The organism is Stappia taiwanensis (assembly GCF_014635285.1).
GTDB lineage: Bacteria > Pseudomonadota > Alphaproteobacteria > Rhizobiales > Stappiaceae > Stappia > Stappia taiwanensis.
In genome coordinates this window covers 14,937-39,099 of record NZ_BMCR01000011.1, presented here as the reverse complement: position 1 = coordinate 39,099, position 24,163 = coordinate 14,937, and the positions used below count along the sequence as shown (strand labels likewise).

At 64.2% G+C, this 24,163-nt stretch carries 24 protein-coding genes; 11 read left to right on the top strand and 13 right to left on the bottom strand.

Annotation, left to right across the window (positions count from 1 at the left end):
• Positions 1-33: 33 nt before the first annotated feature.
• The 3 genes from IEV83_RS19015 (at position 34) to IEV83_RS19005 (ending at position 1,682) form a co-directional block, all read left to right on the top strand.
• The gene (locus IEV83_RS19015) at positions 34-600 is read left to right on the top strand and encodes a sigma-70 family RNA polymerase sigma factor (protein ID WP_181761140.1); all 567 of its coding nucleotides are present in this window, start codon (positions 34-36) and stop codon (positions 598-600) included.
• Between the two features lie 167 nt (positions 601-767).
• On the top strand, positions 768-1,346 hold the full coding sequence (locus IEV83_RS19010) for a TetR/AcrR family transcriptional regulator (RefSeq protein WP_181761141.1): 579 nt from the start codon (positions 768-770) through the stop codon (positions 1,344-1,346).
• Positions 1,347-1,349: 3 nt separating this feature from the next.
• Entirely contained in the window at positions 1,350-1,682 is a 333-nt protein-coding gene (locus tag IEV83_RS19005; protein ID WP_181761142.1) for an SMR family transporter, read from the top strand.
• 118 nt (positions 1,683-1,800) lie between these two features.
• On the opposite strand, the gene IEV83_RS19000 is transcribed toward IEV83_RS19005, so the two are convergent.
• The 5 genes from IEV83_RS19000 to mnmE all read right to left on the bottom strand — a co-directional run bounded on the left by IEV83_RS19000 (position 1,801) and on the right by mnmE (position 8,091).
• Positions 1,801-2,697, bottom strand: a complete 897-nt coding sequence (locus IEV83_RS19000; RefSeq protein WP_181761183.1) for a ParB/RepB/Spo0J family partition protein — start codon at positions 2,695-2,697, stop codon at positions 1,801-1,803.
• 208 nt (positions 2,698-2,905) lie between these two features.
• The gene (locus tag IEV83_RS18995; protein WP_181761143.1) at positions 2,906-3,730 is read right to left on the bottom strand and encodes a ParA family protein; all 825 of its coding nucleotides are present in this window, start codon (positions 3,728-3,730) and stop codon (positions 2,906-2,908) included.
• 6 nt (positions 3,731-3,736) lie between these two features.
• Positions 3,737-4,411 (bottom strand): 16S rRNA (guanine(527)-N(7))-methyltransferase RsmG, encoded by a 675-nt coding sequence (gene rsmG / locus IEV83_RS18990; RefSeq protein ID WP_181761144.1) that lies wholly within the window; start codon positions 4,409-4,411, stop codon positions 3,737-3,739.
• A complete protein-coding gene (gene mnmG, locus IEV83_RS18985) occupies positions 4,408-6,303 on the bottom strand; it encodes a tRNA uridine-5-carboxymethylaminomethyl(34) synthesis enzyme MnmG (protein WP_181761145.1) in 1,896 nt (631 codons plus the stop codon). The genes rsmG and mnmG overlap by 4 nt, the downstream gene beginning before the upstream one ends.
• 420 nt (positions 6,304-6,723) lie before the next feature.
• The gene (gene mnmE, locus IEV83_RS18980; protein WP_181761146.1) at positions 6,724-8,091 is read right to left on the bottom strand and encodes a tRNA uridine-5-carboxymethylaminomethyl(34) synthesis GTPase MnmE; all 1,368 of its coding nucleotides are present in this window, start codon (positions 8,089-8,091) and stop codon (positions 6,724-6,726) included.
• Between the two features lie 121 nt (positions 8,092-8,212).
• Here mnmE and IEV83_RS18975 point away from each other — a divergent pair, with 121 nt between their 5' ends.
• Entirely contained in the window at positions 8,213-10,267 is a 2,055-nt protein-coding gene (locus IEV83_RS18975) for a thioredoxin domain-containing protein (protein WP_181761147.1), read from the top strand.
• Here IEV83_RS18975 and IEV83_RS18970 read toward each other — a convergent pair.
• The 4 genes from IEV83_RS18970 to hemE form a co-directional block, all read right to left on the bottom strand.
• Positions 10,245-10,823 (bottom strand): GNAT family N-acetyltransferase, encoded by a 579-nt coding sequence (locus tag IEV83_RS18970; protein ID WP_181761148.1) that lies wholly within the window; start codon positions 10,821-10,823, stop codon positions 10,245-10,247. The genes IEV83_RS18975 and IEV83_RS18970 overlap by 23 nt on opposite strands.
• A gap of 179 nt (positions 10,824-11,002) precedes the next feature.
• On the bottom strand, positions 11,003-12,268 hold the full coding sequence (rho, locus tag IEV83_RS18965; RefSeq protein WP_181761149.1) for a transcription termination factor Rho: 1,266 nt from the start codon (positions 12,266-12,268) through the stop codon (positions 11,003-11,005).
• Between the two features lie 304 nt (positions 12,269-12,572).
• Complete coding sequence (gene hemJ / locus IEV83_RS18960; RefSeq protein ID WP_181761150.1) at positions 12,573-12,998, bottom strand: protoporphyrinogen oxidase HemJ; 426 nt, start codon at positions 12,996-12,998, stop codon at positions 12,573-12,575.
• 7 nt (positions 12,999-13,005) lie between these two features.
• Positions 13,006-14,022 (bottom strand): uroporphyrinogen decarboxylase, encoded by a 1,017-nt coding sequence (gene hemE, locus IEV83_RS18955; RefSeq protein ID WP_181761151.1) that lies wholly within the window; start codon positions 14,020-14,022, stop codon positions 13,006-13,008.
• A 454-nt stretch (positions 14,023-14,476) separates the two neighbouring features.
• Here hemE and IEV83_RS18950 point away from each other — a divergent pair, with 454 nt between their 5' ends.
• The 5 genes from IEV83_RS18950 (at position 14,477) to dnaQ (ending at position 18,258) form a co-directional block, all read left to right on the top strand.
• The gene (locus IEV83_RS18950; RefSeq protein WP_181761152.1) at positions 14,477-15,328 is read left to right on the top strand and encodes a pyruvate, water dikinase regulatory protein; all 852 of its coding nucleotides are present in this window, start codon (positions 14,477-14,479) and stop codon (positions 15,326-15,328) included.
• A gap of 76 nt (positions 15,329-15,404) precedes the next feature.
• Positions 15,405-16,001 carry a Maf-like protein gene (locus IEV83_RS18945; protein WP_181761153.1) on the top strand — a complete coding sequence of 199 codons (597 nt, stop codon included), beginning with the start codon at positions 15,405-15,407 and terminating at the stop codon, positions 15,999-16,001.
• Complete coding sequence (locus IEV83_RS18940; protein ID WP_181761154.1) at positions 15,998-16,837, top strand: shikimate dehydrogenase; 840 nt, start codon at positions 15,998-16,000, stop codon at positions 16,835-16,837. The genes IEV83_RS18945 and IEV83_RS18940 overlap by 4 nt, the downstream gene beginning before the upstream one ends.
• A complete protein-coding gene (gene coaE / locus IEV83_RS18935; protein ID WP_181761155.1) occupies positions 16,834-17,421 on the top strand; it encodes a dephospho-CoA kinase in 588 nt (195 codons plus the stop codon). The genes IEV83_RS18940 and coaE overlap by 4 nt, the downstream gene beginning before the upstream one ends.
• Positions 17,422-17,547: 126 nt before the next feature.
• Positions 17,548-18,258: a DNA polymerase III subunit epsilon gene (gene dnaQ, locus IEV83_RS18930; RefSeq protein ID WP_181761156.1), complete on the top strand. Its 711-nt coding sequence runs from the start codon at positions 17,548-17,550 to the stop codon at positions 18,256-18,258.
• Between the two features lie 132 nt (positions 18,259-18,390).
• Here dnaQ and IEV83_RS18925 read toward each other — a convergent pair whose 3' ends face one another.
• On the bottom strand, positions 18,391-19,377 hold the full coding sequence (locus tag IEV83_RS18925; RefSeq protein WP_181761157.1) for a 2-hydroxyacid dehydrogenase: 987 nt from the start codon (positions 19,375-19,377) through the stop codon (positions 18,391-18,393).
• 422 nt (positions 19,378-19,799) lie between these two features.
• On the opposite strand from IEV83_RS18925, the gene IEV83_RS18920 reads away from it, so the two are divergent.
• Positions 19,800-20,321: an SH3 domain-containing protein gene (locus tag IEV83_RS18920; protein ID WP_181761158.1), complete on the top strand. Its 522-nt coding sequence runs from the start codon at positions 19,800-19,802 to the stop codon at positions 20,319-20,321.
• Positions 20,322-20,428: 107 nt separating this feature from the next.
• On the opposite strand, the gene fabI is transcribed toward IEV83_RS18920, so the two are convergent.
• The 3 genes from fabI to fabA all read right to left on the bottom strand — a co-directional run bounded on the left by fabI (position 20,429) and on the right by fabA (position 23,228).
• Positions 20,429-21,259, bottom strand: a complete 831-nt coding sequence (gene fabI / locus IEV83_RS18915) for an enoyl-ACP reductase FabI (protein WP_181761159.1) — start codon at positions 21,257-21,259, stop codon at positions 20,429-20,431.
• 10 nt (positions 21,260-21,269) lie between these two features.
• Positions 21,270-22,493: a beta-ketoacyl-ACP synthase I gene (fabB, locus tag IEV83_RS18910; protein ID WP_181761160.1), complete on the bottom strand. Its 1,224-nt coding sequence runs from the start codon at positions 22,491-22,493 to the stop codon at positions 21,270-21,272.
• 231 nt (positions 22,494-22,724) lie between these two features.
• On the bottom strand, positions 22,725-23,228 hold the full coding sequence (fabA, locus tag IEV83_RS18905; protein WP_181761184.1) for a 3-hydroxyacyl-[acyl-carrier-protein] dehydratase FabA: 504 nt from the start codon (positions 23,226-23,228) through the stop codon (positions 22,725-22,727).
• 475 nt (positions 23,229-23,703) lie between these two features.
• On the opposite strand from fabA, the gene irrA reads away from it, so the two are divergent.
• Complete coding sequence (gene irrA / locus IEV83_RS18900) at positions 23,704-24,144, top strand: iron response transcriptional regulator IrrA (protein WP_342366166.1); 441 nt, start codon at positions 23,704-23,706, stop codon at positions 24,142-24,144.
• Positions 24,145-24,163 lie beyond the last annotated feature (19 nt).

Here is a 24,163-nt window from a genome sequence, read left to right as displayed (position 1 = left end):
GCCGAACCCGGCAGGCGCGAAGGAGCCTCAACCGTGACAGATCAGCTCCATCACGCCCGCCTGATCGCCCGGGTCGCCGAAGCGCGCGACAAGACCGCCTTCGCCGAGCTGTTCGATCACTTCGCCCCCCGGATCAAGGCCTATCTGATCCGGCTCGGCGCCGAACCGGGCGCGGCCGAGGACATCGTTCAGGACGCGATGGTCACGCTCTGGCGCAAGGCGCATATGTTCGACGCGCGCCGAGCGTCGGCCGCCACCTGGCTGTTTCGCATCGCCCGCAACCGGCGCATCGACACCCTGCGCCGCGACCGGTCCGACCGGCTCGATCCGGAAGAGCCAATGCTGCGACCGCCCGCACCGGACGCCCAGGACGACAGTCTGGATGCACGCATCCGTGATGACCGGGTGCGCCACGCGCTGAAGGATTTGCCGCCGGATCAGGTCGAGCTGATCCGCCGGGCGTTTTATTCCGGCCTGTCGCACAGCCAGATCGCCGAGGAGAGCGGCATCCCGCTCGGCACGGTCAAATCCCGCATCCGGCTCGCCTTCACCAAGCTGCGCAAGACCCTGGAAGCCGACAGCGCGGTCGACCGGCCCTGACGCCGCCGCGATCCGCGAAGGACCCGGACCGCAACGCCCACCGCCCCCATCATCTGCCGCTGCCATCTGCCGCCGTCATCTGCCGCTGCCATCTCCTGCGACCAGACCCTGATGGAACCGGCGGTCAATGGTTGACCCACGAACAAACCGACTGGTAGGTATGTTTCATGAGCACCGCCCACCATCGCCGCAAGGATCCGGAAAAGGTCCGCAAAACCCTGCTTGTCGCCGCGCGTCAGATGGCCAGCGACAAGGGACTGGCCGCGCTCAGCCTCCAGGCGGTCGCGGCTACCGCCGGCGTCACCAAGGGCGCGTTGTTCCACCACTTCACCAACAAGCAGGCGCTGGTCGACGCGGTGTTCGCCGATCTTCTGGAAAGCCTCGACCGGGACATCGATGCACGGATCGCCGCCGACGGCCAGGCGCATGGCTGTTTCACCCGCGCCTATGCGGATGTGGTCTGCCGCCTTGGCGCGGACGAACCCGCCGACCCGCATGCAGCGCTCTGGGTCTCGGCGATTTCCGACCCCAAGCTGCGCGAACGGTGGGCCGACTGGATGACACAGCGGCTCGACCGGCACCGCCGCACCGACGATGCACCGCCGCTCGCCATCGTCCGCCACGCCGCAGATGGCGTCTGGCTCGCCGATCTCGCCGGTATCGACATTCCCGACCGGGCCGCACTGCGCGACCGCCTGATCGCCGCGACCCATCCCACACCCACCACCGAGCCGAAAGCGCCCTGAGCCATGCAGACCTACCTGTTCCTCGGCATTGCCATCCTCGGCGAGGTGATTGCCACCTCCGCGCTGAAAGCCTCCGCCGGGTTCACCCAACTGGTGCCCTCGGTGATCGTCGCGCTCGGCTATCTGGTGGCCTTCTATTTCCTGTCGCTGACCCTCAAGGTCATGCCGGTCGGCATCGCCTATGGCGTCTGGTCCGGCGCCGGCATCATTCTGGTCTCCGGCATCGGCTGGGCGCTGTTCGGCCAGCGGCTCGATGCCTGGGGCGCCATCGGCATCGGCTTCATCCTGCTCGGCGTGCTGATCGTCAATCTCCTGTCCAAGACGACGATGCACTGACGGGCACCGCAGCCGCCTTCGCACACGCCCCGGGGAAAAACAAAGCCGGCGCAGTTTCCCGCACCGGCTCTCATTCTTCAACAAGATCAGATGGATCCTAGATCCAGGCCCGCGCCGCTCAGTCGGAAATGCCGAGAAGCCGGCAGATCTCGTCGAGCTGTTCCACCGAGGCGTATTTGATCTTCAGCTCGCCGGAGCCACGCTCCTTCTTGTGGGCAATGGCGATCTTCAGGCCAAGGCTGTCGGCCAGACGCTTTTCCAGCGCCCGCGTGTCCGCGTCCTTCTCCGCCTTGCGGGCCGGGCTCGCCCCCTTGCGGGTCAGCGCTTCCGGATCCTGCGCCAGCTTTTCCGCCTCGCGCACATTGAGGCCCTTTTCCACGATCAGCTCGGCCAGCGCCGCCGGATCGGCGGCGGTGATCAGCGCCCGTGCATGGCCGGCGGTCAAGAGCCCCTCGGCGAGGTAGTCCTTCACCGAGTTCGGCAGCTTCAGGAGACGCAGCGTGTTGGCCACATGGCTGCGGCTCTTGCCGATGACCTTGGCCAGTTCGCTCTGGCTGTAGGAGAACTCCTGCACCAGCTGGTCGTAGCCAAGCCCTTCCTCGATCGGATTGAGATCGGCCCGCTGCACGTTCTCGATGATCGCCAGTTCCAGCGCTTCCTGGTCGGTGACATCGCGCACGACAATCGGCACCATGTGCAAGCCGGCCCGCTGCGCCGCCCGCCAGCGCCGCTCGCCGGCGATGATCTCATAGGCGTTGTCGCGGCTTGCCACCGGACGCACCAGGAGCGGCTGCACCACTCCCTTCTCGCGCACGGACTCTGTCAGGTCCTCAAGGTCCCGTTCGCCGAAGTTCTTGCGCGGGTTGCGCGGATTGGCGGTCAGGAACTCGATCGGCACCCGGCGGGTGTCGCGCGGCGGCCGGGGATCGGCGGGCGGTTCGGTTCCAACCTCGCCAATCAGCGCCGCGAGCCCGCGCCCCAGCCGCTTCTTCTTGCTGCCGTCCTCATCCGCCATGTCGTTCATACCCGTTGCTCGCGCCATTCAGGCTGTCTGTTCTTTGCCATGAGCCCCCTCCCCTTCCGATCATGCGAAAGCAAGGCGGAAACCCCGGGCCCCGTTGCACATTCATCCGGCGCCAGCCGCGCCTCGGCCGGCCTGCCATTTGGTCAAAACAGGTTGTTGCGCATCCGAATCGGAGCGTCTCCGAATCGAAATTCGCGCCTCACGCGGCAACGCCCCGCAAGGTCCGCTCACGCTGAATGATTTCCGACGCCAGCCGCAAGTAGGCCTGGCTGCCGGTACATTTGAGATCGTAAAGCAATGCCGGCTTGCCATAGGACGGGGCCTCCGACACCCGCACATTGCGCGGGATCACCGTCTCATAGACCGCATCGCCCATGGTCTCGCGCACATCCGCCACCACCTGGCTCGACAGGTTGTTGCGGCTGTCGAACATGGTCAGCACGATGCCGTGGATCGACAGCTCCGGATTGAGCGCCGCCTTGACCTGCTCCACCGTGCTGAGAAGCTGGCTCAGCCCCTCCAGCGCGAAGAACTCGCATTGCAGCGGCACCAGGATCGAATGGGAGGCGGACAGCGCGTTGATGGTCAGCAGGTTGAGCGAGGGAGGACAATCGATCAGCACATAGGAGAAGTCCGGGATCGTCTCGTCCCGGCTCTGCGCCAGTGTGGAAATGGCATTGCGCAGGCGATGCGCCCGATCCGGACGGGCCGCAATCTCCAGCTCGACCCCGAGCAGATCCATGGTCGACGGCGCCACCCACAGGCGCGGCACATCGGTGTCCAGGATCGTTTCGGCAAGCGAACACTCGCCGGTCATCACATCATAGGTTGACAGATCGCGGTCGCGGCGGTCGATCCCCAACCCGGTCGAGGCATTGCCCTGCGGATCGAGATCGATGACCAGAACCCGTTCCCCGATCGCCGCCAAAGCGGTTCCCAGATTGATCGCGGTGGTGGTCTTTCCGACCCCGCCTTTCTGGTTGGCGAGGGCCAACACGCGGGGAGACTGCGGCAGAATGCTCATCCGGATCTAGCCTTTCCCTGATGAACGACGTGGCCGGATGTGCCTGATCATCAGGAGCCGGCTGTCAGGATCAATCAGACTGTCTGTTTGTACCAGATCCAGATCCCAAGCGTGAGACGCTTGCGCGATCTCCTCGCGGAAATTCTTTCCTTTGTGGAAAATGGCCGAAGCGCCCCGGGCGACAAAGGGTTCCGCATAGCCGCACAGCACGGTCAGATCCGCCAATGCCCGGGCCGAGACCGCCTCCACCGGCGCATCGAAGTCTTGCGCCATGTCCTCAATCCGCACCGCATGGACCTCCGCCGGGCAGCCGGTTTCCCGGATCACCGCCCGCAGGAACCCCGCCTTGCGCTGGTTGCTCTCCACCAGATGCACCCGGCCTGGCGCGTCCTCTTCCATCAGGAGGATCGCCGTGACCAGACCTGGAAACCCGGCACCGCTGCCGAAATCGACCCAGTGCCGCGCCTCCGGCAACAGCCGCGCGACCTGAATGCTGTCGCCCACATGCCGGCGCCAGACCTCGCGAAGGGTCGAGGGCGCGACCAGGTTCTGCGCCCGCTGCCAGCGCAACAGCAAGGCCACATAGGCGGACAAGCGCTCTTGTGTTTCACGTGAAACGGCCAGAGGTCCGTGAAGCACCTCCGGCCCATCGACCGCCGATGGCGGTATCGGTCGGCTCATGCCGCCCCCCTGTCGTTGTCCTGGCCCCTGCCCTCGCCGCGGCGCACATGCGCCAAAAGCAGGGTCAGCGCCGCCGGCGTCACCCCGTCGATCCGCGCCGCCTGGCCAAGGGTCTCCGGCCGCACCGCTTCCAGCTTCTGCCGCGCCTCATTCGACAGGCCGCGCAAGGCGCCATAGTCGAGATCGGCCGGCAATGCCAGCGCCTCATCGCGCCGCAGGGCCTCAATATCCGCCGACTGCCGCTTCAGATAGACCGCATAGAGCGCGTCGATCGCCACCTGTCCGGCGATCTTCGGATCGAGCCCGGAAAGCGCCTCCGGCCAGACAGCGCGCAGCCGCTCAAGATCGATGTCCGGATAGGAGAGAAGCTCAAAGGCCGAGCGCCGCACCCCATCCTGGTTGATCGGCAGACCGGCGCGGCGCCCTTCTTCCGGCGTCACCGTCAATGCCTTGAGCTGTGCGGTCGTTGCCTCCAGCGCCCGGCATTTCGTTTCGAAGGCGACTCGACGCTCCGAGCCGATGCAACCAACCTCAAGGCCGATGGGCGTCAGCCGCTGATCGGCGTTGTCCGCCCGCAGCGACAGCCGGTACTCGGCGCGCGAGGTGAACATCCGATAGGGCTCGGACACGCCGCAGGTCACCAGATCGTCGATCATCACGCCGATGTATCCATCGGCCCGGCCGAACACCAGCGGCGCGCCACCACCAACCTTGAGCGCGGCATTGAGCCCGGCGACCAGCCCCTGTGCCGCCGCCTCCTCATATCCGGTGGTGCCGTTGATCTGCCCGGCAAGATAAAGCCCCGGCAGCTTCTGCGTCTCCAGCGTCCGGTTCAACTCGCGCGGATCGATGTGATCGTATTCGATGGCGTATCCCGGGCGGAACACCGCCACCTGCTCCAAACCGGGAATGGTGCGCAAGAAGGCATGCTGCACATCCTCCGGCAACGAAGTCGAAATGCCGTTCGGATAGACGGTGGGATCGTTGAGCCCCTCCGGCTCCAGGAAGATCTGATGACCATCCCGCTCGCCGAAGCGAACCACCTTGTCCTCGATCGAGGGGCAGTAGCGCGGCCCCTGCCCGGTGATCCCGCCGGAGTACATCGCCGAGCGCTGCAGGTTGTCGCGAATGATCTCATGGGTCTTCGCGGTGGTGCGGGTGATGTGGCAGGAGATCTGCGGCGTCTCGATGGCGGTCGACAGGGTCGAAAATGGTTCCGGATCCGAATCCCCTGGCTGTTCGGCCAGCCGCGCCCAATCGATGGTGCGTCCATCGAGCCGCGCCGGCGTGCCGGTCTTCAGCCGTCCGAGCGAAAAGCCCACCGCCAGCAGCGACTCCGCCAGCCGCACCGCCGGCGCCTCATCGGCCCGGCCCGCCGGGATCTGACGGTCGCCCAGATGGATGACGCCGCGCAGGAAGGTGCCGGTGGTCAGCACCACCGCGCCCGCAGTAAGCGCCGTGCCATCCACCAGCCGGATGCCGGAGATCCGGCCACCGTCCACCAGAAGCTCGGCGGCCTCCCCCTCGATCACCGTGAGATTGTCGGTCTCGCGGATCGCGGCCTGCATGCCGGCGCGGTAGAGCGCGCGGTCGGCCTGGGCGCGGGGGCCGCGCACTGCCGGTCCCTTGCGCCGGTTGAGCAGGCGAAACTGGATGCCGGCGCGATCCGCCACCCGGCCCATCAGCCCGTCGAGTGCGTCTACCTCGCGCACCAGATGCCCCTTGCCGAGACCGCCGATGGCCGGGTTGCAGGACATCACGCCGATGGTGTCGAAGCGATGGGTCACCAGGGCGGTGGCCGCGCCGAGCCGACCGCTTGCCGCCGCCGCCTCGCAGCCCGCATGGCCGCCGCCGATGACGATCACGTCATATGCGCGATTGAAGCCGGACACCCTCTACTCCTTCATTGCTCATCCCAGAGCCTGCCGTGGTTTGGCGGCGGGATGGCCGGACCGGTCGCCGGTCCAACTCACCTGATCTAGCGCAATCGGGCCGCCGAGGACCAAAGCACACCGGCACATGACAGCCACCTCCCCTGCGGGGGTGGGCTACAAAACGGTGGGTCCTGTGCGCGAAAAGCCTTTTCTGATTATCCAATCCCCGGCGAAGGGTCAAAGCCATTCCTGCGCCGCCCGGCGCGAAAATGGCGAAGGCCATGCACGGCGATCCGTTCATCGCGGCGCTGGCGGAAGGCCCCGCAGTGCGCCGACGGCAGCGGATCTGACCCCGGTTTTTGATGATCATTTCGCAGGAGTCTTCATTCCGGGAGGGAATCGAGCGAGGATTCCCCTGTTTCACGTGAAACAGTTTGTTTACTTTCCGATACAAAATTCCCGGAAAATCACGTCGAGCAGATCCTCCACCCCGACCCGCCCGGCGATGCGGCCGAGCGCATCGGCGGCGCGGCGCAGATCCTCTGCTCGAATTTCCAGCGGTCGATTGTCATCGAGCGACAGGGTCAGCGCCTGCCGGCAAGCCTCGAGATGCGTCCGATGACGCTCACGGGTGGCCAGCGGATCGGCGAGGCTGCCCGCGCTCGCCTCGGCGAAATCGCCGAGCGCGTCGATCAACCCATCGAGCCCGCCGGGCGCGACCACCGATACGTGATGCCGCGCGGCGGGCGTGAGCCCCTTCGACGCCGCACCCTGCTCCAGAGCTGCATCAGCCAGATCGGCCTTGGTGTCCACCTGCCAGACCGGCGCGGTCAGCCCAGTCACTTCCGCCGGCAAGGCCATCTCCGGCGCCGCATCCTCTGGCGCGCACAACAGCAGCACCAGATCGGCAGCCGTCGCCCGGGCGAGCCCCCGGCGAATGCCTTCCGCCTCCACCAGGCCTTCGGTCTCACGCAGACCCGCCGTGTCGATCAGCGTCACCGGAAAGCCGCGCAGATCGAGATGCACTTCCAGGAGATCGCGGGTGGTCCCCGCCTCCGGGGTGACGATGGCCACATCCCGTCGCGCCAGCGCATTGAGCAGGCTGGACTTGCCCGCATTGGGCCGGCCGAGCAGCACCACCTGCAAGCCGCCGCGCACCCGCTCCGCGCCGCGCGAGCGATCGAGGTGCCTGTCCAGGGTGGCAAGCAGATCCGCGACCTCCGGCCAGATCGTCGCTGACACGCCCTCGGGCACATCTTCCTCGTCGGCGAAATCGAAATCCGCCTCGATCAGCGCGCGAATGCGCACGATCCGCCGGCGCCATTCGTCATAGAGCCGGCCAAGCTCACCGCTCATCTGCCGCATGGCCAGCTTGCGCTGCGCCTCGGTCTCGGCCGCGATCAAATCGGCGAGCCCCTCCACCTCGGTGAGATCCAGCCGGTTGTTGTCGAAGGCGCGTCGCGTGAAGGCACCGGCCTCCGCCGGCTGCAACCCTGGCAATCGCGCCAGCGCGGCCAGCACGGCGGTCACCACCGCCCGGCCGCCATGGCAATGAAACTCAACCACATCCTCGCCGGTGAAGCTGGCCGGACCGGGAAACCACAGCACCAGAACCTGGTCGATCACCTCGCCATCCAGCCCGTCCCGCAAGGCGCGCAAGGCCGCACGTCGCGGGGCAGGCAAGGCCCCGGTCAAGGTTTCGCAGGCGAATCGAGCCTTCGGCCCGGACACACGGATCACCGCAACGCCGGCCGGAACCGGCCCGCTGGAAAGGGCGAAAATCGTCTCGTTGGCCAAGCGGCTCACTCACATCGTACCGGCAACTGCACGGGTCCTTGACCCGGATCATCATCGGGCCTTGCTGTACCGCCGTCATGCCTTAGGTTCGGGACATGTCCCGCTTTTCCTCCTGATACCCGGGAAGCCCATGTCCGACAACCGCCTTGCCGATACCACCAGCCCCTACCTGCTCCAGCACAAGGACAATCCGGTCGCCTGGCGCCCCTGGGGCCGGGAGGCGCTGGAAGAGGCCCGCGCCGCAGACAAGCCGATCCTTCTGTCCATCGGCTACGCCTCCTGCCACTGGTGCCATGTGATGGCCCACGAGAGCTTCGAGGATGAAGCGGTGGCGGAGGTGATGAACCGGCATTTCATCAACATCAAGGTGGACCGGGAGGAGCGGCCTGACGTCGACCAGATCTACATGAGCGCGCTGCATGCCCTTGGCGAACAGGGCGGCTGGCCGCTGACCATGTTCCTCACCTCCGAGGCAGAGCCCTTCTGGGGCGGTACCTACTTCCCGCGCCATGCCCGCTGGGGACGGCCCGGTTTCATTGATGTGCTGGAAGCGGTGGCCCGCGCCTACAGAACGGATCGGAAGCGAATCGACGGCAACCGGACCGCCCTGATGACCGAGCTGACCCGAACCGCGGAGCGAAGCGGCGCCCCTGCCCTGCCTCGGGGCCTGGTGGCGCAAGCCAGCGCGCGGCTCGCGGCGATGATCGACCCGCAGCATGGCGGCATTCGCGGTGCACCGAAATTTCCGCAAAGCGCGGTGATGGAGCTGATCTGGCGCGGAGGCCTTCGCCAGGACAGCCCCGATCACAAGGCTCTGTGCCTCACCAGCCTGGTGCAGATGAGCCAGGGCGGCATCTACGATCACATCGGCGGTGGCTTGGCCCGCTACTCGGTGGACGAGCGTTGGCTGGTGCCCCACTTCGAGAAGATGCTCTACGACAACGCCCAATATCTCAGCGATCTCGCCCGGGCTCACAATGCCACCGGCCAGGACTTGTTCCGAAGGCGAATCGAGGAAACCATCGGCTGGCTAGAGCGGGAAATGGCGGTGGAGGGCGGCTTCGCTGCCAGCCTCGATGCGGACAGCGAGGGGGAGGAAGGCAAATACTACGTCTGGACGCCGACCGAGATCTCCGACCTGCTCGGAGAAAAAGCGGCGATTGCCTTCAAGCGGATCTATGACATCACACCGGCGGGCAATTTCGAGGGGTGCAACATCCCAAACCGGCTCGACACCGACCAGATTCCCTCGCCGCCGATTGATGAGGACACGCTCGCCGAGTGGCGCCAGACCCTTCTGCGGGCGCGGCAGACACGGATCGCACCGGCCCGCGATGACAAGATCCTTACCGACTGGAACGGCCTGACCATTGCCGGCCTCGCGGAGGCGGCAAACAGTGTTTCACGTGAATCCTGGCGTGATCTGGCCATGTCCGCCTATCGCTTCATCATGACCACCATGAGCGACCGGCAAGGCCGCCTAGCCCATGCCTACCGGGACGGACGGAAGACCCGCCCGGGCTTTGCCAGCGATCACGCCGCCATGATGAAGGCGGCGATTGCGCTCGCGGAAACCGCCACCGACGACGCCGAGGCAGAAGCCCTGATCAACGATGCGACGAGCCTCGCCGACCGGCTGCAGCAGGACTACGCCCATGCACAGGGTGGATATTATCTGACGGCCGCCGCGGCCGACGATCTGATCCTTCGCCCCTATACGGCCAATGACGAGGCGACACCGAATGCCAATGCGGTGGCCGCCGAGGCCCTGATCCGGCTGTGGCACCTGACCGGCGACGACATCTACAGGGCCCGCGCCGATGCGATCTTCGCCGCCTTCGCCAGCGGCATCACCCGCAATGTCTTTGCCACCGCCGCCCTGCTCAACGCGCTCGACACGCGCGAAAACGGGATGCTGGCGGTGATCGTTGCAGGCGAAGAGGCGACGGCAGCGGACATCGTGCAATCACCCCTCCACGCCGCCCTGAGGGCATTGGCGGACCCTTCCATAATCCGGCGGCAGGTGACCGGCACCATCGCCTTCCCCTTCTCTCACCCGCTGCACGGCAAGACCGCTGTCGAGGGGCGGGAAACCCTCTATCTTTGCCGCGAAGGCCTGTGCTCCCCGCCACTGACCGATCCGGCCCGGATCCCGGAGACCGTCAACGCTCTGCGACGTGGCTGAACGCGCCGCCACGCCAGGCGGCCCGCGAGAGCCGGTAAAGCACATGGGAGGCCAGCGGATGATCGGCCGCGAGCATCGGGTGGAGGAAATCCTCCGCCGGATCGCGGGTCATGCCGAGCCGCTCCATCACCTTGCGCGACCTGTCGTTGCCGGTGAAGGTGAAGGAGACGATCTCCTCAAGGCCCAGCGTTTCGAAGCCGAATCGGAGCCAGGCGCGCGCCGCCTCGCTGGCATAGCCCTTTCCCCAGGCCGCGCGCGACAGGCGCCAGCCGATCTCCACGCACGGATCGAACGGCAGCGGCACCGGATAGGCCGGCCGGTTCAGACCGACAAAGCCGAGAAACCGCCCGCTCCGCTTTTCCTCTATCGGCTGGAAGCAGAGACCGGCTTCCGCCGTCCGTTGCCGCGCCCGCGCGATCAACGCATCGCTTTCAGCGGGGGTCAGCGGAGCGGGAAAATAGCGCATCACCTCTGCATCCGCGTTGAGCCGGGCAAAGGGCTCGCGATCGCTCTCCCGCCACGGCCGCAGCCGCAAACGCTCGGTTATCAGCTCCATCGCGTGATCCTCATTTCCTTCCGCATCCGAATCCAGTTGATTCACGTGAAACAGCGGACACAAAAACACCCGCACCAGAGGACCCGGCGCGGGTGTTTCACGTGAATCTTCAAACACGCTGATATTAAGCCGGCCGTACCTTCCTCCGCCAGAGGAAATCAGGCGCGGCGGGTCGTGCCTCAGGTGTTCATGCTGTCGAAGAAATCCTCGTTCGACTTGGTCTGGCGCAGCTTGTCGAGCAGGAACTCGATGGCGTCCACTGTCCCCATCGGATTGAGGATCCGGCGCAGCACATACATCTTCTTGAGCTGCTGCGGTTCGACCAGCAGCTCCTCCTTGCGGGTGCCGGAGCGCTGAATGTCGATGGCCGGGAAGACGCGCTTGTCGGAGATCTTGCGGTCAAGGATGATCTCCGAGTTGCCGGTTCCCTTGAACTCCTCGAAAATCACCTCGTCCATGCGGCTGCCGGTGTCGATCAGCGCCGTGGCGATGATGGTGAGCGAACCGCCCTCCTCGATGTTCCGGGCAGCACCGAAGAACCGCTTCGGCCGCTGCAGGGCATTGGCGTCGACACCACCGGTCAGCACCTTGCCCGAGGACGGAACAACCGTGTTGTAGGCGCGGCCAAGACGGGTGATGGAATCCAAGAGGATCACAACATCGCGCCCGTGCTCCACCAGCCGCTTGGCTTTTTCGATCACCATCTCGGCGACCTGAACGTGACGCACCGCCGGTTCGTCGAAGGTCGAGGAAACGACCTCGCCGTTCACCGTGCGCTGCATGTCGGTCACCTCTTCGGGCCGCTCGTCGATCAGCAGCACGATGAGATAGCATTCGGGATGATTGGTGGTGATCGCCTTGGCGATGTTCTGCAAAAAGACCGTCTTGCCGGTCCGCGGCGGCGCCGTGATCAGCCCGCGCTGCCCCTTGCCGAGCGGGGCGACCAGATCGATGACCCTGGCCGAGTAATCCTTGCCGTTCGGGCTTTCAACTTCCATTTTCAGCCGCTCATCCGGATAGAGCGGGGTCAGATTGTCGAAATGCACCTTGTGGCGCGCTTTGTCCGGATCCTCGAAATTGATCTTGTTGACCTTGAGCAGCGCGAAGTAGCGTTCGCCATCCTTCGGGCTGCGGATCTCCCCCTCGACCGTGTCACCCGTACGCAGCGAAAACCGCCGGATCTGGGAGGGGGAAATATAGATATCGTCCGGCCCGGGAAGATAGTTGGCATCCGGTGAGCGGAGGAAGCCAAATCCGTCCTGAAGAACCTCGACCACCCCTTCGCCGATAATATCGACATCCTGGGCTGCAAGCTGTTTCAGGATCGCAAACATCAGCTCCTGCTTGCGCATGGTGCTTGCGTTCTCGACTTCATGCTCCTCGGCAAAGCTGAGCAGCTCGGTCGGTGTTTTGATCTTCAGATCAGAGAGTTTCATTTCCCGCATGGGCAAGGGATGGTCTTCTGTTGGAGGGATGCTTGATCGCCGGGCCCAACGCCGCACTGCGGGTCGGGTTCATGGAATAGGGATCGGAAGTATCTGCGGATTTTCAGCCGACGCCAAATCGGGTCAACCTGACTTCCGTTACGTCCTTTGCCAGGAGCAGGAAACCATTTCCGCAGGATGTGAGGATGCTGGAATTTACAGTTATTCAGAATGAAGCGCAAGCGGCATTTACAGCGCTTTTAGATATGAATGCGGTTTCGTGACAGATGTGTTGGGGGAAAACCGTCATTTTCCCCCAACAGGATCAAAAAGGCTTCAGGACCACCAGTATCACGACACCGATCATCAGCACAGTCGGCACTTCGTTGATGATCCGGTAATGCCGGTCGGCGCGCTGATTCGCGTCTGTCGCGAACACGCCGACGCATTTTGCCAGGTAAGTATGATAGAGGGTCATCAGGACGACGAGGGTCAGCTTGGCGTGAAACCAGCCATCGCTGAGGAACCCGCCCTCATAGGCGACCCACAGGCCGAAGATCCAGCTCGCCATCATCGCCGGCCGCATGATCGCCTTCAGAAGGCGCCGTTCCATCACCTTGAACAATTCGCTCTGCGGCGAACCCACCGCGACCTGTGCGTGATAGACGAACAGGCGCGGCAGATAGAACAGCGCCGCCATCCAGGCGATCACCGACATGATGTGAAAGGCTTTCAGCCACAGATACAGCATGGTCCGCTCACATGGGATCCGGCGCGGACCGCACCTGATCGATCATCCGCGCAACATTGTCCGGATCCGCATCCGGTGTCACCCCATGACCCAGATTGAAGACGAGCGGCCCCTTGCCCAGGTTGGCAAGCACCTGATCGACCCCTTCCCGCAAGGCCTCGCCGCCGGCCACCAACCGCATCGGATCGAGATTCCCCTGCACCGCAACCTTGCTCTGGACCTGGCGCGCCAGATCCGCCGGCACCGTCCAGTCGAGGCCGACCGCATCCACACCGGTCCCAGTGATGAATGTCTCAAGCCGGGCGGCCGACGCCTTTGGAAAACCGATGATGCGTGCATCGGGGACTTCCTTGCGGACCCCTTCGACGATCCGCCGGGTCGGTTCGATCGACCAGCGCTTGAACCCGGCATCATCGAGAACGCCGGCCCAGGTGTCGAAGATCTGCACCGCATCGGCACCGGCCTTCAACTGGCGCACCAGATAGCGGATCGAGGCCGGCACCAATGCGTCAATGAAGGACTGCATCAATGCCGGATCGCGATAGGCCCCGACCCGGGCCGCGGTCTGATCGGCGGTGGTGTGACCGGCGACCGAGTAACAGGCCACCGTCCAGGGCGCACCGCAGAAGCCAAGAAGGGTCGTCTCCTCGGGCAATTCGCTGCGCAGCCGGCGCACGGTCTCGATGACCGGATCGAGATGACCCACCGCCCGCTCCTGGTCGAGCCGCGAAACAAGCTCTGAGGACAGCGGCTCCAGAACCGGACCGCGTCCTTCCTCAAAGCGCACCGGATACCCAAGCGCATCGGGAACGACAAAAATGTCGGAGAAAAGAATGGCGGCATCGAAGCCATAGCGCCGGATCGGCTGCAACGTGACTTCGGTGGCGAGATCCGTGTCGTAGCAGAACTCGAGGAAATTGCTCTTGTTCGCGCGGGTCGCACGATACTCGGGTAGGTATCTGCCGGCCTGTCGCATCATCCAGACCGGAGGCGGCCAGAGCCTTTCTCCAGCCAGAACCCGCATCACTCTCCGCGATCTGGAGTCAGTCACAGATAACTCCCTTTTAAAAAGAAAGAATCCTTGAAAAGGATTCTGTTTATTCTGTTTGTCACTGGACAACCGGGATTACCGATTATCGACACTGGTCCACATGACTCATTCAAGTCGGGACTGTCGAGCATTTTTCGGGACGGCGTTTCGTCGCAATTCGGTGATATCGTCATAATCGCAATAAAATCAGCCGTTTGAAACTTCGTTAACCATCTGTTAACGATTTGTCGTCTGTTGATGAGCTGGGGAGTGGCGCGGAACAATCGCGTCATCCACACAAATGAAAATCGTTTCGGCGAAGCGGCGTCCGCGCCTGTGCGCTGTTGATTGTTTTCGTGGTTCACGCATCCTGACCAGGCTGCCTGGGCAAAAAGAGGGAGTTATCGACTCCCGAACGGCGAAAGGCTGACGACGCGGGGATAATATCTTGGGTAAGAGCCGTAACTTCTTCCATTTGCACCTGGTTTCGGACTCCACCGGCGAAACCCTGATGACGGTCGCGCGTGCAGCGACGGCGCAATACGAAGACGTCGAAGCGATCGAACATGTCTATCCGCTGGTCCGCTCGGCGCGGCAGCTCGAACAGGTGATCAGCGAGATCGAGGCCTCCCCCGGGATCGTGCTCTACACGCTGGTGGACACGGAGCTGGCTGAGCGGCTGGAACAGGCCGGACGCCGCAGCGCTTCCCCATGCGTCAACATCCTGTCGCCGGTGTTTTCGGTGTTTCAGTCCTATCTCAACGTGCAACTGACCGGCCGGGTCGGCGGCCAGCACGCGCTGGATGCGGATTATTTCCACCGCATCGATGCGCTGAATTTCACCATGCTGCACGATGATGGCCAGATTCCGGGGAATCTGGACGAGGCGGATGTGGTGTTGCTGGGCATCAGCCGGACCTCCAAGACGCCGACCTGCATCTATCTCGCCAATCGCGGCCTCAAGGCGGCGAACATCCCGATCGTGCCCGATATTCCGCTGCCGCCGCAGCTTTTCAGCGTGCGCCGGGCGATGGTGGTGGCGGTTATCGCCTCGGTGGAGCGGATCCAGCAGGTGCGTCAGAACCGGATTCTGTCGCTGAACGCGGGCAGTTTCGCCAATGACACCTATCTCGACCGCCGCCAGATCGCCCGGGAGATCGCCACCACCCGCAAACTCTGCGCCGAGCGCGGCTGGCCGGTGATCGATGTCACCCGCCGCTCGATCGAGGAGACGGCAGCGGAGATCATGAGCCTTTACCGGGCGCATAAATCGGCCCTGGTCGATCAGCTCACCTCCTGAGAGATGCGAGGGGAAAGCGTTGCCTGCGCCCTTCCCTCGTTCTGCACATCACCTTCGCGAAAACCGGGGTTTTCTCATGACAGAACTCGTTCTTGCCAGCGGCAGCCAGATCCGCGCCGAGCTATTGCAAAATGCCGGTCTGACCTTTGACATCGATCCGGCCCGGGTCGACGAACGGGCGATTGAGGCGCCCTTGCTGGAAAGTGATTTCTCGCCGGAGGATATCGCCCAGGTTCTGGCCGAGGCAAAAGCGCAGGAGGTGAGCGAACGCCGGCCCGGCGCATTGGTCATCGGGGCGGATCAAGTGCTTGATTTCGAAGGAGAACGCCTGACAAAACCGGCGGATATGGAGGCTGCCCGGCGCCAGCTCCTGGCCATGTCCGGCAAGACCCATGCGCTGCATTCGGCGGTGGCGATCGCCCGCGACGGCCAAACCCTGTGGCGCAATGTCGGCACCGTGCGGCTGACCATGCGGCCGTTCGGTCCGGAGTTCGTCGGCCGCTATCTTGCCGGGGTGGGCGAAGTTGCCCTGACCAGCGTCGGCGCCTATCAGCTCGAAGGGCCGGGCATTCAGCTCTTCAGCGCCATCGACGGCGACTATTTCACCGTTCTTGGCCTGCCGCTGCTGCCGCTTCTGGGGGAATTGCGGGTGCTCGGGGCGCTCGAGGGATGACCCGGCGGGCTGCGATCACCGGCTATCCGGTCACTCATTCCCGCTCGCCGCTGGTGCATGGCTACTGGCTGAAGCTGCATGGCATCGACGGAACGTATGAACGTGTGGGCGTGCCGCCGGAAAGCGCGGAGGCGTTTTACCGTGATTTCGCGTCGTCCGGGCTTGTCGGCTGCAATGTGACGGTTCCGAACAAGGAGGTTGCCGCGCAGGCTTGCGATGATCTCGATGAGGCGGCAAAGGCCATGGGCGCGGCCAATACGCTTTGGCTGGACGAGGCAGGCCGGCTGTGTGGCGCCAACACCGATGGCATCGGCTTTCTCGGCAATCTCGATCAGATGGCGCCGGGATGGGATGAAAACTGCGGCGCGGCGCTGGTGCTCGGCGCCGGCGGGGCGGCGCGCGCGATTGTGTGGGCATTGTTATCCCGGGGCATCGCACCTGTATATATCGCCAACCGAACCGAGCAAAAGGCGAAGGATCTTGCGGCTCATTTCGAGGGCGACTCGAAAGTGCTTTCCTGGGATAACACCGGGACAGTGCTGGAAAACGTCTCGCTCCTGGTCAACACCACCTCGCTGGGGATGGAGGGGCAACCGCCGCTTGAGATCGATCTTAGCCCTCTGCCGACCGACGCGCTTGTCACCGATATCGTCTATGCGCCGCTGGAAACCCCCTTGCTGGCGGCGGCGCGGGCGCGGGGCAACAAGGTGGTCGATGGGCTCGGCATGCTGCTGCATCAGGCCGTGCCCGGTTTCGAACGCTGGTTCGGGGTCAAGCCACAGGTGACCGACGAGCTGCGCCGACTGGTGCTGGCCGATCTGGGGATCGCGCCATGATCGTGCTCGGCCTCACCGGCTCCATCGGCATGGGCAAGTCGACGACGGCGACGATGTTCGCCGAGGCGGGGGCTGCCGTCTATGACGCCGATGCGGCGGTTCATGCGCTCTATCGCGGTGCTGCGGTGCCCTTGATCGAGGCGGCGTTTCCCGGCACCACCCGGGACGGGGCGGTCGATCGCAAGGCGCTGTCGGCAAAGGTGATGGGCGATGGCGCGGCTATGACCCGGCTGGAGGGGATCGTCCATCCGCTGGTGCGCGGCAGCGAAACCGCGTTTCTCGACAGCGCCCGGGCGGCGGGCGCGCGGGTGGCGGTGCTGGACATTCCGCTGTTGTTCGAGACCGGCGGCGAAGCGCGGGTGCATGCCAGCGTGGTGGTCACCGCCGCGCCTGAGGTTCAGCGCCAGCGGGTCCTGGCCCGTCCGAACATGACGCCGGAGAGCTTTGCCGCGATCCTGTCGCGGCAGATGGCGGATGCGGACAAACGCCGGCGCGCGCATTTCCTGGTGGATACCGGACGAGGATTGGAGCCCGCCCGCCGCGCCGTCCAGGGGATCCTGCGGGCGCTGTCCGCATGTGAATAACCAGGTGCCCGTTGTGGGCAAGCTGGGGATAAGGCCGGGGACGCGGGGTGCCGGCTTGTCTTCACCGGTGTGAGGGCCAAAAGTCGGCGCACGCCCTGCCACCCGCCATCAGCCGAAAGATCCCGGATGACCCGCGAAATCTCCTTCGATACGGAAACCACCGGCCTCAATCCCAGGGGCGGTGATCGTCTTGTCGAAATCGGCGGCGTGGAGCTGATCAACCATGTGCCGACCGGCCGCTCCTACCACGTCTATCTGAATCCCGAACGGGACATGCCGATCGAGGCGTTCAACGTGCATGGCCTGTCGGAGGAGTTTCTGGCCGACAAGCCGCTGTTCGTCGATGTGGCCGATGAGTTCCTCGAATTCGTCGGCGACGGCTTGTTGGTGATTCACAACGCCTCGTTTGACATGGGTTTCATCAACATGGAGTTGGAGCGGGTCGGCCGGCCGCCAATCCCGGACGAGCAGGTGCTCGATACGCTGGCGCTGGCCCGGCGCAAGCATCCCGGCTCGCCGGCCTCGCTCGATGCCCTGTGTTCGCGCTATGGCATCGACAACTCGCGCCGGACCAAGCACGGCGCCCTGCTCGACGCGGAAATTCTCGCCGAGGTTTATCTCGAACTGATCGGCGGCAAGCAGGCTGGTCTGGCGCTGATGGCGGAGGATGATGGCGCTGCCGGTGGCGACGGGACCCAGGACCGGGTGGCCGGTCCGGCGCTGCAGCGGCCGCAGCCGCTCCCCTCGCGTCTCACCGAAGCGGCGTTGGAGCAGCACAAGGCGTTCATCGCCGGCATGGGTGAGAACGCGCTCTGGCGTGGTTATGAGGCGGACTAGCGGGCGTGGAAAAGAACCGGTAGCGACTCGAACCGGAGCCGAATCCATTCGGCAGGACGCCCGGAAGCTCATGAAAACAATGTGGTAATAAAAAACCCGCGCGGACCATCGGTCGGCGCGGGTTCTTTGCGATTACAGCATGGAGGGCAGCACCCGGTCCGGCGGCCGGTGTCCATCCATGAAGGTCTTGATGTTGATGATGACCTTCTCGCCCATGTCGATGCGACCTTCGATGGTCGCCGAGCCCATATGCGGCAACAGAACCACATTGTCGGAGTTGAGCAGCTTGGGATTGACGGCCGGCTCATGTTCGAACACGTCGAGGCCGGCGCCGGCAAGCGCGCCGCTTTCAAGCTGCCGAATGAGGGCGTTTTCGTCGATCACCTCGCCGCGGGCGGTGTTGACGATATAGGCGCCCGGCTTCATCAGCTTGAGCCGGCGGCCGGAGAGAAGGTGATAGGTCGCCGGCGTGTGCGGGCAATGTACCGACACCACATCCATGCGCGCCAGCATCTGGTCGAGGCTGTCCCAATAGGTTGCCTCCAGCCCCTCTTCCACCTGCTCGGGCAGGCGCCGCCGGTTGTGATAGTGGATCGACATGCCGAAGGCCTTGGCGCGGCGGGCGACGGCCTGACCGATACGGCCCATGCCGATGATGCCCAGGCGCTTGCCCCAGATCCGGTGGCCGAGCATCCAGGTCGGCGACCAGCCGCTCCACTCGCCTTGCTCCATCACCTTGATCCCCTCGGCGAGCCGTCGGGGAACGCTGAGGATCAGCGCCATGGTCATGTCGGCGGTATCCTCGGTGAGGACGCCGGGGGTGTTGGTGACGGCGATGCCACGGTTGTTGGCGGTGACGACATCGATGTTGTCGACGCCATTGCCGAAATTGGCGATCAGTTTGAGATTGGGTCCAGCCTGGGACAGGATCGCGGCATCGATACGGTCGGTAACCGTCGGTACGATGACATCGGCGGTTTTCACCGCCTCGACCATATCGGCCTGGCTGAAGGGCCGGTCGACCTCGTTGAGGCGCGTTTCGAACAGTTCACGCATCCGTGTCTCGACGACATCCGGCAGTTTGCGTGTCACGACGACCAGCGGCTTTTTCTTGGGCATACTCCTCGCCTTCCGCGCTGTATTGAGGGCTCCTTAACCCTGTCTGTCCCACAATGGCATCGCCTCCGGACGGTTGGACCGATGCGTTTGTTCTCCTTAGCAGATGGTCCGCTCAAAACAAGGGAGACCGGCCGATTGATTTCCGTTGACGGGGGGCAAATTCCGCATTTTTCGCCATCAAAAGGAACGAGTTGGGGCACAGACCGACGGTGCGGCCGCTACGGAAACCAGCCTGTTTCGGCGGAATTGACGCAAGGCTTTGACGACGGCGTCCGGGAGACGTATTCCGGGCGCAACGGGCTTGCTGGCGGGGCCGGATGGCCGGACCCGGCCGGCGTGAACACGAAACCGTCTCCAGCATCGCCGGGTCGATGCGAAGGGACATTCCGGAAAAGAGGAAGCGCACAATGGCGGGATACCGGATGGGCAAGGCATTTTGGGGTCTTCTGACCATCATGCTGGTCGCCCTTGCCCAGGGATCCGCACCGGCCCTTTCCCAAACGTCGACCATCGGTCAGAGCGGATTTCCGGTGCCGCGCTTCGTCAGCCTGAAATCCGACCGGGTCAACGTGCGGGTCGGGCCGAGCCGGGAACACCGCATCGAATGGACCTTCGTGCGCGCCGGTCTGCCGGTCGAGATCGTGCAGGAATTCGACAACTGGCGCCGGATCCGCGACTGGGAAGGCGCCGAGGGCTGGGTGTTTCATTCGCTGCTGACCGGCCGCCGCACGGGCCTGGTGACCCCGTGGGAAGCCGGCGGGACCACGCCGCTGCGCGCCGATGCACGCTCCGACGCGGCCATCCTGGCCGAACTCTCGCCCAATGTGCTGGTGGACGTGGACAGCTGCGAGGGCGGCTGGTGTTCGGTGTCCGCACGCGGATATTCCGGTTGGATCGATCAGACCCGGCTGTTCGGGGTCTATCCGGACGAAACCTTCGACTGAGGCCTTTGCCGGCGTCCTCTCCCCAAAACCCTACACATATGAAAAACGGCCGCGCGAAGGCGGCCGTTTTGCTAAGATTCAATTCAGCGCTTTGAAGCGAAAAGCGGTCAGTCCGCTTCCTTGGCCTGCCGTGCCTGCGCTTCCTGCGCCTTCAGGGCATCGAGCCGGGGCATCGACACCGTGTTGTAGCCGGAATCCACGAAGTGGATTTCGCCGGTGACGCCATTCGACAGATCCGACAGCAGGTAGAGGGCCGAGCCGCCCACCTCGTCGATCGTCACCGTCCGTCCAAGCGGCGAATGCTGCTTCTGGTAGTTGAACATCACCCGGGCATCGGACACACCGGAGCCGGCAAGCGTACGCACCGGTCCGGCGGAAATCGCGTTGACCCGGATGTTGTCGCTGCCGAAATCCATTGCCAGATAGCGCACCGAGGATTCCAGCGCCGCCTTGGCCACGCCCATCACGTTGTAATTCGGCATGACCTTGGTCGACCCGCCATAGGTCAGCGTGATCATCGAGCCGCCATCGGTCATCAGATCGGCGGCGCGCTTGGCGATTTCCGTGAAGGAGAAACAGGAAATCATCATGGTGCGCGCGAAGTTCTCGCGGGTGGTGTCCGCATAGCGGCCGCGCAGCTCCGACTTGTCGGAAAAGGCGATCGCATGCACCAGGAAGTCGATCGAACCCCATTTTTCCTTCAGCGTGTCGAACACCGCATCGACCGTGGCGATGTCTTCCACGTCACAGGGAAGCAGGAGATCGGCGCCAACGCTGTCGGCAAGCGGGCGAACCCGGCGGCCAAAGGCTTCGCCCTGATAGGTAAAGGCCAGTTCGGCGCCCTGATCGGCCAGCGCCTTGGCAATTCCCCAGGCGATCGAATGATCGTTGGCGACGCCCATGACAAGACCGCGCTTGCCCTTCATAAGTCCGGACATTCTGGGCCCCTTAGCCGTGATAGCGCGAGAGCGCGAGGGAGGCATTGGTGCCCCCGAAACCGAAACTGTTGGACAGCACCGTGTCGAGCCCTGCGTTATCGATCCGCTTCATCGCGATCTCGTCGGGGCTGAGCGCCGGATCGAGCTCCGTGATGTTGGCGGAGGCGGTGATGAAATCGTTCTGCATCATCAACAGGCAGTAGATCGCCTCATGCACGCCGGTGGCGCCAAGGCTGTGCCCCGTCAGCGACTTGGTTGAGGAGGCCACCGGCTGATCGTCGCCGAACACACGGCGGATCGCCTCGATCTCGCCGACGTCGCCAACCGGCGTCGAGGTGCCGTGGGTGTTGACGTAGTTGACCTTCCGGTCGCCGAGGGTCTCGGTGGCAAGGCGCATGCAGCGCTCGCCGCCCTCGCCCGAGGGGGCAACCATGTCGTAACCGTCGGAATTCGCCGCATAACCGGTGATCTCGGCATAGATCTTGGCGCCGCGCGCCTTGGCATGCTCCAGCTCTTCCAGCACCACGACACCGCCACCGCCGGCGATGACGAAGCCGTCGCGGGTGGCGTCATAGGGACGCGAGGCGGTGGTCGGCGTGTCGTTGTATTTCGACGACATGGCGCCCATGGCGTCGAACAGGCAGGACAGGGTCCAGTCCAGTTCCTCGCCGCCGCCGGCAAACACAATGTCCTGCTTGCCCCACTGGATCTGCTCCGCGGCATTGCCGATGCAATGGGCCGAGGTGGAGCAGGCCGAGGTGATCGAGTAGTTGATGCCCTTGATCTTGAAGGGCGTGGCGAGACAGGCCGAATTGGTCGAGCTCATGCCGCGGGTGACCATGAAGGGGCCCATCCGCTTGGGCGAGCCCTTCTCGACCACGATCTTGTGCGCCTGGAACAGGTTCTTGGTGGACGGACCGCCCGAGCCCATGATGAGGCCGGTGCGCGGATGGGAGACCTCGCTCTCCTCAAGACCGCTGTCGGCGATTGCCTGCTGCATGGCCAGATAGTTATAGGCCGCGCCATCGCCCATGAAACGCAACTGGCGCTTGTCGATCTCGGCCGCCAGATCGATGTTCGGCATGCCGTGCACCTGGCTGCGGAAGCCGTGTTCCACATAGTCCGGTGCGGCGCAGATGCCGGATTTGCCCTCGCGCAGGCTTTCCGTCACTTCCTGTGCCGAGTTGCCGATCGAGGAAATGATCCCCAGTCCGGTTACAACCACCCGCCTCATCGCGGTCTCCCGTCTGTTTCGGACCGGGGCCACGATAGGGCACGACCCGGTCTCGTCTTCCTTGCCGGACCGATCCGCGCCGCGAAAGGCTGCGGGAACCGCTCCGGTGTTGTTGCTTCGCGCGGCCAAGCGACCGTCGTCCGCACACCGCGAGGGCGTGCCGGTGGACCGGCGCACCTCCCCCAGATAGGAGGGCGAATGCCTGCGATCAATCGCGTATCCGGCGCGCGGTTATTCGGCGCGGAACAGGCCGACCCGCAGGTCCTTCGCCTGATAAATCGTCTCGCCATCGGCCTTCAGCCAGCCGTCGGCAATGCCGAGCACCAGGCGGCCGCGCCGCAGCTTCTTGATGTCGATGCCGTATTCCACCAGCTTCACATCCGGCGTCACCATCTTGGAGAACTTGATTTCGCCGGTGGAAATGGCACGTCCCCGTCCCGGCTCGCCGAGCCAGCCGAGGAAGAAGCCGGTCATCTGCCACATGGCGTCGAGGCCGAGGCAGCCCGGCATCACCGGATCGCCCTGGAAATGGCACCCGAAGAACCACAGGTCGGACTTGATATCGAACTCCGCGCGCACGCAGCCCTTGCCATGCTCGCCGCCATCTTCCGAAATTTCGGTGATCCGGTCGAACATCAGCATCGGCGGCAGCGGCAGCTGCGCGTTGCCAGGGCCAAACAGCTCGCCGCGTCCACAGGCAAGCAGGTCTTCGTATGAGTAGCTCGATTGCCGCACTTTGGTTCCAATCCCGAAGTTCAAGGTTCGCTTCGCCTCCCGTCCCGCATTTCGGGACGGGGGAAAGTCTGTTTCTGCCCGCTTACTATCATAGGCCCTGACGCTCCGAAAGCCCGTGTGACCGCTGACATGGCAGCCCTCCGCCGGGCGTGGCGACCCAGGGTCGCCGCCCCTCTTGTCACGGCGATCGGGACTTCCCACATCAGCACCGTTTGCTATACTGTTTTTGCGAATGGTTCCCAACAACTTGGAGCCAGGTCGGCGCCAGGACGTTCGGTGCTTGCATTTCATGCCTCGGGTATGGCAGAAAACTGCCATTACGCAGGGTATGCTGCCGTGTCCGGCTGGCTTATCATCTTCAGCGGTGTTTCCCGCAGCGATGGCGGGGGCAACATACGGTGGGGGAAAAGGCATTCAGGGCACATCGCTTTGCCGCTTGGCAGACCTGTCTTGAGCCGTTTTGTAAGGAAGACACGTGACACAGACCCAGCTTCCGCATGACGTTCTGGAAATGCTTCGCGTCGCGGGCCTGCGGCCGACGCGGCAGCGTGTCGCATTGGCCGAATTGCTCTATTCGAAGGGCAACCGGCATATTTCCGCCGAGCGCCTGCATGAGGAAGCCGAGGCCGCCGATGTTCCGGTGTCGCTGGCCACGGTCTACAACACCCTGCATCAGTTCACCGAGGCCGGCCTTTTGCGCGAAGTCGCGGTCGAAGGCACCAAGACCTATTTCGACACCAACACCGACGACCACCACCATTTCTTCATCGAGGGCGAGAACCGGGTGATCGACATTCCCGGATCGGGCGTTGCCATGACGGCGCTGCCGGCGGCGCCGGAGGGCATGGAGATCGTGCGGGTCGATGTGGTGGTGCGCCTGCGCCGCAAGGACGAGGACGGCGACCTGAGCGCCTGAGGCGCCAGTGATCCGCGCG